This window comes from Corallococcus sp. AS-1-6, from assembly GCF_020037015.1.
Taxonomy (GTDB): Bacteria; Myxococcota; Myxococcia; order Myxococcales; family Myxococcaceae; genus Corallococcus.
Genome location: NZ_JAIQDE010000025.1, coordinates 147,185 through 154,831 on the forward strand (window position 1 = coordinate 147,185; position 7,647 = coordinate 154,831).

A 7,647-nucleotide genomic window follows, 5' to 3' on the forward strand; every position below is an offset into this window, starting at 1 on the left:
ACCTTAGCCTCCCGACCTGTGTCGAGCGCCCGCCCGTCCCGGGTCTTCACGCTGTGCCCCTCGTAAGGAGTCCGCGCATGACGCTCACCGAGATGCTTCCCCTCCCCCTGGCCGCCGTGGAGATCGGGCCCCTGGGTGAGCAGTTGGCGGCGGCGGGTGGACTGGTGATTACCGCGGCCGCCGCGCTCTGGGCCGCGTGGACCCGCCCGCAGCAGCAGCCGGCTCCGGTGCCGGTGCCCGCGCGCCGCGCTCCTCCGCGCCGCCGCTAGGCCCGTCCGCGGCACCCGCCTTCTGGATTCGGGCCCTGCCCCGGCGCCGCTGAAGCGCAGCGCCGGGCGGCCCTGAGTCCTACCGCTTCATCGCCAGCGACAGCGCGAAGTCTCCGTCCGCGTCCGTCCACCACGCGGCCAGGTCGAGGCCCGCGTCGCCCAGCTCCGACTGCACCTGCTCACGACAGAACTTGCAGCTCACCTCCGTGCGCAGACATTCGCCCTGCGCGAAGTCCACGCGCCGCTCCAGGTCCTTCAGCCACACGGTCTGGGCCTTGCGGGAGATGAGCCGCATCTCGATCCACTTGTTCGCTTCGTCGAACGGGGCCAGGTGCTCGAAGGCCTCCGGGTCGAAGTCCGCGTTCAGCTCGCGGTTGAGCACGCGCAGCACGTTGCGGTTGAAGTCCGCCGTCACGCCCGCGCTGTCGTTGTAGGCGGCGAAGAGGCGCTCGCGGTCCTTGAGGAGGTCCGTGCCCAGCAGCAGCCCGTCCCCCGGCTTGAGCCCTGACGCCAGCTCGCGCAGGAACAGCGCGCGCTGCGCGGGCTTCAGGTTGCCGATGGTGCCGCCCAGGAAGGCGACGAGCCGCCGGCCGCCGCCCGGGATGCGGCCCAGGTGCTGCTCGAAGTCGCCCACCACCGCGTGCACGGCGATGCGCGGGTACTCGCGCGCCAGCCCCTCCGCGGCCTTGCGCAGGAAGGCCTCGCTCACGTCGAAGGGCACGAAGCGCTTGAGCTGTCCGGCCGCGTCCATCGCGTCCAGCAGCAGGCGCGTCTTCTCGCTGGTGCCGCTGCCCAGCTCCACCAGCGTGTCCGCGCCGCTCAGCCGGGCCACGTCGTCCGCGTGGGCGCGCAGGATCTCCCGCTCGCGGCGCGTGGGGTAGTACTCCGGCAGGCGGGTGATGTCGTCGAAGAGCTGGCTGCCGCGCTCGTCGTAGAGCCACTTGGGGCTCAGCTCCTTGTGGGGCGCGTGGCAGAGCCCCTCCAGGACCTCCGCGCGCAGCGCCCGGCGCGCGTCCCCGGGTTGCACGTGCACGTCCACCTTCACACCCGGCGACGCGTAGCCGTCCGCGATGCGTGCCTCGCCCTGCTCCGACCTCATCCTCATGTCACCCTCACCTCACATCGCGTGCACAGCGGAAGCCGGCGAAGATCTGCCGGCGGATGGGGAAGTCCCAGTTGCGGAAGCTGTTGCGCACCGCCACGGGCGCGCTCGCCCAGGCGCCGCCGCGCAGCACCTTGGACGTGTCTCCGAAGAAGACCTCCGAGTACTCGCGGTACGGAAAGGCCCGGAAGCCCGCGTACGGCTGGAAGTCGCTGGCGGTCCATTCCCAGACGTCGCCCAGGAGGCCCCAGACGCCGTCCGCGCTGCGGCCCGAAGGGTGGCTGCCCACGGGTGACGGCCCCCAGCGCGTCCCGCCCAGGTTGGCGTGCGCGTCCGTGGGAACAGCGTCTCCCCAGGGGTGCGCGCGCGGGACGCCGTCGCTGCCCTGCGCGGCCTTCTCCCACTCGGCCTCCGTGGGCAGGCGCTTGCCGGCCCACCGCGCGTACGCGTCCGCCTCGTACCAGGACACGTGCTGCACGGGTTCGTCCCTGGGCAGCGGCTCCACCGCGCCGAAGCGGCGGCGCAGCCAGACGTGCTGGCCCTGGGGAATCCAGAAGAGCGGATGGCGGAGGTTCTCCGCCTGGATCCACGCGAAGCCTTTCGGATCCCACCACCGTGGATCCTCGTAGCCGCCGGACTCCACGAACACGAGGAAGTCCCCCGTGGTGACGGGGTGCGCGTCCAGCAGGAAGGGCGCCACGTCCACGACGTGCCGGGGGCGCTCGTTGTCGTAGGCCCACGGGTCGTCGCTGCCCAGGCGCACCGGGCCGCCGGGGATGAAGACCTCGTGCTGCGGCACCGCGCCGGGGCGAGGCCGCGGGGCCTCCACCGGGTGGTACTCCACGTGGGTCATCAGTTGCAGCGTGGCGGCCAGCGTCTCCGCGTGCTGCTGCGCGTGCTGCGCCACCATGCCGAAGACGAAGCCGCCGTGGAGCAGCGGATCCGCGCTGTCCTCGGGCAGCGCCTCCAGGTGCGCCTCCACCGCCGCGCGCACGCGGGTGGCGTAGGCCCAGGCGGCCTCCGGCTCCAGCAGGGGCAGCGCGGAGCGCGTGTTCCGCGGGTGGCGGAAGGCGTCGTAGATGGCGTCGAACGCGGGGTCCGTGAAGGCCGGGGCCCCCAGCGCGCGCAAGAGCCACTGCTCCTCGTAGTTCGCCACGTGGGCCACGTCCCAGACCAGCGGGGACATGAGCGGCGAGTGCTGCCGCATCAGCTCCGCCTCCGGCAGCGGCGCGAGCATCGCCTGGATGCGCTCCCGCCCCGCCTCCAGCTCCCGCCAGGCCCGGGCCTTCCACGGCACGGCCTGCTGGAGGACTCGGGCGCTCCCCTGTTCCTGGCTCCTCAGCGACATGGTCGGCCCAAGGTAGGAAGGGGCTCCAGGCCCCGCTAACCCCCCGGGCCCCCCTGGTGGGACAGACCCGTGAGGGAGCACACGTTTGCGAGCCCGCTTCCCCTCCGCAGTGACGCGGAGTCCTAGCGAAGGAAGCAGACCCTGTCCGGGAATTCTGGACCGGAGAGTTCGTTTCTGTCCAAAAGATACTCCCGCGGAGGCGGTTCCTGGCTCAGGGCGGGCCCCGCTGGCGGCGCGCCTGGAGCCGGTCCAGCAGTTGGAGCAGGTCGAACCGGGGCGGCAGCCGCCACCGGCGCCACATGGCGGTGAGGCGCAGCAGGCTGGCCCCGGCGATGGCGGCGGCCTCGGCCAGGGGCGCGGGCACCTCCAGGCCCACCGCGAGCGCGACGTAGAGCAGGCCGCACAGCAGCGCGACGGAGGCGAACAGCTCGCCGGGGGCGACCAGGGCGGTGCGCTCGCCCAGGAGCACGTCCCGGATGACGCCGCCGCCCACGGAGGTGACGACCCCCAGGAACACCGCGGACGGCAGGGGCAACTGGAACGTGAGCGCCTTCTCCAGCCCCAGCACCACCCACATGCCCAACAGCAGCGCGTCCACCACGTCCAGCGCCCGGTGCAGCCGGGACAGCCACGGCCCGAAGAGGACGGCCAGCGCCGCGCACGCGCCCACCGCCAGCAGGTAGCGCGACGAGCGCAGCGCCGCGGGCGTCTCCCCGAGCAGCACGTCGCGCAGCATCCCGCCCCCCACGCTGGTGCAGATGGACAGGGCCAGCACCGCCATGGCGTCCAGCTCCCGCCGCAGCGCGTGCAGCGCCCCCGACAGGGCCCCCAGCCCCACCGCGCCCAGCTCCAGGTAGACGGGCAGCATCAGCATGACTCCCGAACCTCCCAGAGTGGCCGACCCGGCCCCAAGGGGGTCACCCTCCAAGGCGGTCATCTGTCCACCAGTTGTCGGGGTATTCCGGGAAGGCGTGCCCGTGTGGGGGAGGGGGTCTCTATGCTGCGGGACATGGTTGAGCCCGTGCCGCACAAGCCCGTGCTGGTGGTGGAGGACGACGAGGACGCTCGCGCCGCCATCGCCGAAATCCTGGAGGCCGACGGCTACGAGGTGGCCGTCGCCGCCAATGGCCGCGAGGCCCTGGACGAGCTGCGCCACCTGCCCCCGCCGAGCCTCATCCTGCTGGACCTGATGATGCCGGTGATGGACGGCCCGGAGTTCCTGCGCCACCTGCGCGCGGACTGGCCCCGGCTGAAGGCCGTGCCGGTGCTGCTGCTGTCGGGCGTGGGGGCGGAGGCGCTGCCGGACACGGGCGGCCTCTTGAAGAAGCCCATCGTCCCGGACGAGCTGCTGGCCACCGTCAGCCGGCTGTCCGGCCGGAGCGCGTGAGGCGCGGGGCGGCCCGGGTGTGTCAGCCCAGCCGCGTCACCGCGAGCAGCGTGAGCGTGCTGGCGCGCGGGTCCTTCTCGTAGAGCAGCTCCAGGTCGTGGCCCTCCACGCGGTGCCGCGCCGGTCCCGCCACCGAGTCCTGCGACTTCGACCGCTCCGCCAGCCGCGCCAGCGCCTGCTGCAGGGCCTCGAAGGCCTCCGAGGACATCCGTCCCACCTCCCGCCACGCGGGCGGCGCGTAGTGGACGCGGTAGGGCAGGACCAGGCGGTTTCTCGCGGAAGACTGGGACACGGGTTCGGTACCTCGACGCTCCTCGCTCCCGAGCTCTTGCGAACCGCGTGCCCGCCCGTCGCTCTCGGGAATTCCGGGCACTTTCACAGGGGGTCGGACGTGACGTCTGAAGAAGTTACGGGCCGTCCCGAAACCGTAGGGGAAGAAATGACTGGCCGTATGGCAGGCCCGGAAGAGGGGTGAAGGGCCCCTGGCCGTCCGTCCGGGTGGGGCTGGGGCGGGCCTGGGGGGCGAGGTGGCTGCCCCCTTCCGCGTGGGGTGCGCAGCCTTGAGGGGACGGGCCCGCTCCCGGCGTCCGCTTACCCCCGAGGAGGCACACCCATGGCACGGAGGACCCCCACCCCCTGGTCGCTGACGAACGGGGTGTTGTTTGGCCTGGCGGCGGGCGTGTTGCTGGCGCTGGCGCAGATGGCGTTGGCGGTGGCGGCGGGGGAGGGGCCGCTGGTGCCGGTGCGGATGACGGCGGCGGTGGCGCTGGGGCCGCCGGCCTTCACGCCGCAGGTGTCCACGGCGCTGGCCGTGGCGGTGGGGCTGGGGGTGCACCTGGCCATCTCGGCGGGCTGGGGCGTGGTGTACTCGCTGCTGGACGCGATGCTGCCGGTGGACGGGCGGGGGCGCTGGGAGTTCCAGGCGGCGGTGGGGATGCTCTTCGGCATCTTCGTGTGGCTGGTGGACTTCCAACTGCTGGCGCGCGGCTCCTTCCCCTGGTTCCTGAGCGTCCCGCAGTTCCTCCAGATTGTGTGGCACGCGGTGTTCCTGGGGCTGCCCATGGCCCTGCTCTTCACCGCGGCCGAGCGCCGGCGCGCGCCCGTGCCCGAGCCCACCCCCTGAGAGGGGCAGGCCCGTGAGGGCGTGGCGGGTCGGAAAAAACGCCAGAGGTAAGGTGACATGACCCGACCTTCAGGGTTATGCCCAGCGCCCGGTGCCATGGAGGCGCTTCGCACCCGGGACAAGGGAATGGACACGGAACTGGCGGGAATCCTCGGCGCGGCGGCGCGGAACGTGCGGGTGAAGCTGGGTCTGACGCAGGCGGACGTGGCGGACCGCATCGGCATGGCGTCGGAGGTGTATGGCCGGCTGGAGCGCGGCCACATGCTGCCGAGCGTGCAGAACCTGCGCCGCCTGTGCGTCGTCCTGAACATCCCGCCGCACGACCTGCTGGGGTTGGGCGAGGAGTTCGCGGCGCCGCCGCCGAAGGAGAAGCCCCGGGCGCGGACGGAGGAGGACGTGCCGGAGATGCGGCGGCTGATGCGCAACCTGCGGCGGCTGACGCCGGTGCAGTTGAAGCTGATGAACCTGGTGGCGTCCGCGATGCAGCAGCAGAAGAAGAAGCCCTGAGGGGGCGCGGCGTTAGACTGGGTCCACCATGGTTGAAGAGCTGGTGAGGAGGTTGGACCTCAAGCCCCATCCGGAGGGTGGCTACTACCGGGAGACGTACCGGGCGGCCTTCCAGGTGCAGACGCTCCGGGGGCGGAGGTCCGCGGGGACGGCCATCTACTACCTGTTGCAGCGGGGGGAGTTCTCCGCGTGGCACCGGGTGGTGGGCGCGGACGAGCTGTGGCTGTTCCACGACGGGGAGCCGCTGGCGTTGCACCTGGTGCACGAGGACGGCCGGGTGGAGTCCCCGGTGCTGGGGCGGGACGTGACGCAGGGCCAGCAGCCGCAGGTGCTGGTGCCGGCGGGGGTGCTGCAGGCGGCGGAGCCGCTGGGCGCGTACACGCTGGTGGGCTGCACGGTGTCGCCGGGGTTCGAGTTCGCGGACTTCGAGCTGCCGGGGGTGGAGTCGCTGGTGGCCCGCCACCCGGCGCACGAGGCGCTGCTGCGGAGGTTCGCGAAGGCCGGAAGGCGCTGAAGGGCTCAGGTGCCCCAGGGGCGGAGCGGGGTGAGCAGCCCCGCCGCCTGGAGGCGCGCCTGGACGTCCGCGGCGAGGGCGACGTGGGCGGGGTTGGAGACGGAGAACCTCTCCTGCGTGAGGGTGATGAGCGTGCCCCGCTCCGGGAGGTGCTCCACCTGGACGGGAGAGGGCAGCGGGGGCACGGGCCCGCGGAAGTCGGCGAGGTAGGTGACCCAGCCGACGTGCGTGTCGGAAGCGGGCGCTGCCACGAGGTCCCGGTGCTGTTCGGAGGTCGCCAGGGCGAACTCGGGTTGCCATGCGAGCGCCATGGCACGCACCACGCGGGTCATGACGGGCGCGGTCAGCACCCGCTCCGCGACCGGGCCTCGGGCTGGCGGTTCCAGGAGACAGACCGAGTTCACATGGGGAGAGGGGCCTCCGCAGAAGCCATGGACCGCGGAGACCTCATCCTCGTTCTCGCCCGCCCAGAGCCAGAAGTTGGAGCTGCCGCGAAACCGGTTGCCCTTCCGGCCGAGGAGCTTCGTCAGTGTCCGCGCATCCGTCTGGACCTGAAGCTTGCGAGCCTCTTCGTACGAATCCGCCGCTTCATGCCAGCGGTTCCACGAGGGCTCGAGCGGGCCGAGCTTCCCGAGGAACGCTTCCAGGTGCTGGGCGCAGTCCTCCACCGGCTCAGGGCGGGCCAGCCAGTAGCAACCCGCGTAGTAGGTCTCGGTCATGGCGTGGACTCCTCAGGGGGCGGGAGGACGTGGCGGGATGTAGACGACTTCAATCTTGAAACGCAGATTGCTGAAGGCCGCACGGAGGAACTCCGCGAATGGTTTCTCCGCCACGATCCACCGGATGCGTCGTCCTTCCGCCATTGCCAGTTGGCGCTGGGCCTGGTCGCGAAGTCCGTTGAACCCAGTGAAGAACTTCTTCATCTTCGCATCGGTCTCAAGGAACTTCGCGTAGCCCGGGCCCTTGGCCTCCAGTAGCAGGTCCTCGATGGGGTCGAAGCCATCGAAGTCGACTTCATCGTCTCCCTGCTTGAGCCGGTACGCGGAGCCCTTCGGTGCTCCCGTCACCTGGGCCTGATAGTCGCGGGCACGGTCGGACATCGACTCATTCACCTGCACCCACTTGCCCGGGCCTCCTGAGCTGCTCGGAAGAGGCGGACCCATCGTGGCCATGGCCACCGCCGTGGACGCGAGCGTCACCTCCACCATGCCGTCCACCACCGCCACCGCGCTCACGTCCAACACTCGAGCCGGGTTGAATCCCGCCTGTGCCGAGCCCAGCCGCACGGCGTCCGGGAAGCGCGGCATCAACGAGAGTGCCGATGACAACCCCATCGTCACGCCGTGACTCACCAGCACCGTCACCGCGAGCACGAAGACGCGCGCCACCTCCGGCCC

General features: G+C 71.8%; 11 protein-coding genes. 5 read left to right on the forward strand and 6 right to left on the reverse strand.

Annotated features, from left to right (window positions below; translation table 11 throughout):
- Positions 1–77: 77 nt before the first annotated feature.
- Positions 78–269, forward strand: coding sequence for a hypothetical protein (locus K8612_RS29095; protein WP_223744345.1), 192 nt, complete (start codon positions 78–80; stop codon positions 267–269).
- 79 nt (positions 270–348) lie between these two features.
- Here the strand turns inward: K8612_RS29095 and egtD are convergent, their stop codons facing one another.
- The 3 genes from egtD to K8612_RS29110 all read right to left on the reverse strand — a co-directional run bounded on the left by egtD (position 349) and on the right by K8612_RS29110 (position 3,593).
- Complete coding sequence (gene egtD, locus K8612_RS29100) at positions 349–1,374, reverse strand: L-histidine N(alpha)-methyltransferase (protein ID WP_223764660.1); 1,026 nt, start codon at positions 1,372–1,374, stop codon at positions 349–351.
- Between the two features lie 7 nt (positions 1,375–1,381).
- The gene (egtB, locus tag K8612_RS29105) at positions 1,382–2,719 is read right to left on the reverse strand and encodes an ergothioneine biosynthesis protein EgtB (protein WP_223764661.1); all 1,338 of its coding nucleotides are present in this window, start codon (positions 2,717–2,719) and stop codon (positions 1,382–1,384) included.
- 211 nt (positions 2,720–2,930) lie between these two features.
- Positions 2,931–3,593 (reverse strand): trimeric intracellular cation channel family protein, encoded by a 663-nt coding sequence (locus K8612_RS29110; protein ID WP_223764662.1) that lies wholly within the window; start codon positions 3,591–3,593, stop codon positions 2,931–2,933.
- 135 nt (positions 3,594–3,728) lie between these two features.
- On the opposite strand from K8612_RS29110, the gene K8612_RS29115 reads away from it, so the two are divergent.
- Positions 3,729–4,106 carry a response regulator gene (locus tag K8612_RS29115; RefSeq protein WP_223744341.1) on the forward strand — a complete coding sequence of 126 codons (378 nt, stop codon included), beginning with the start codon at positions 3,729–3,731 and terminating at the stop codon, positions 4,104–4,106.
- Between the two features lie 22 nt (positions 4,107–4,128).
- Here the strand turns inward: K8612_RS29115 and K8612_RS29120 are convergent, their stop codons facing one another.
- Positions 4,129–4,398 (reverse strand): hypothetical protein, encoded by a 270-nt coding sequence (locus K8612_RS29120; RefSeq protein WP_223744340.1) that lies wholly within the window; start codon positions 4,396–4,398, stop codon positions 4,129–4,131.
- Positions 4,399–4,719: 321 nt separating this feature from the next.
- On the opposite strand from K8612_RS29120, the gene K8612_RS29125 reads away from it, so the two are divergent.
- From K8612_RS29125 to K8612_RS29135, 3 genes are all read left to right on the forward strand, one after another.
- Positions 4,720–5,229 carry a hypothetical protein gene (locus tag K8612_RS29125; RefSeq protein WP_223764663.1) on the forward strand — a complete coding sequence of 170 codons (510 nt, stop codon included), beginning with the start codon at positions 4,720–4,722 and terminating at the stop codon, positions 5,227–5,229.
- Between the two features lie 126 nt (positions 5,230–5,355).
- A complete protein-coding gene (locus K8612_RS29130; protein ID WP_120552861.1) occupies positions 5,356–5,736 on the forward strand; it encodes a helix-turn-helix domain-containing protein in 381 nt (126 codons plus the stop codon).
- Between the two features lie 28 nt (positions 5,737–5,764).
- On the forward strand, positions 5,765–6,250 hold the full coding sequence (locus K8612_RS29135; protein ID WP_223744338.1) for a cupin domain-containing protein: 486 nt from the start codon (positions 5,765–5,767) through the stop codon (positions 6,248–6,250).
- A 5-nt stretch (positions 6,251–6,255) separates the two neighbouring features.
- Here the strand turns inward: K8612_RS29135 and K8612_RS29140 are convergent, their stop codons facing one another.
- Together K8612_RS29140 and K8612_RS29145 are read right to left on the reverse strand one after the other, a co-directional pair.
- Positions 6,256–6,969, reverse strand: a complete 714-nt coding sequence (locus K8612_RS29140) for an immunity 52 family protein (protein WP_223764664.1) — start codon at positions 6,967–6,969, stop codon at positions 6,256–6,258.
- 12 nt (positions 6,970–6,981) lie between these two features.
- Positions 6,982–7,647 (reverse strand): restriction endonuclease fold toxin 5 domain-containing protein (locus tag K8612_RS29145; protein ID WP_223764665.1); only part of this gene is annotated, 666 nt, incomplete at its 5' end.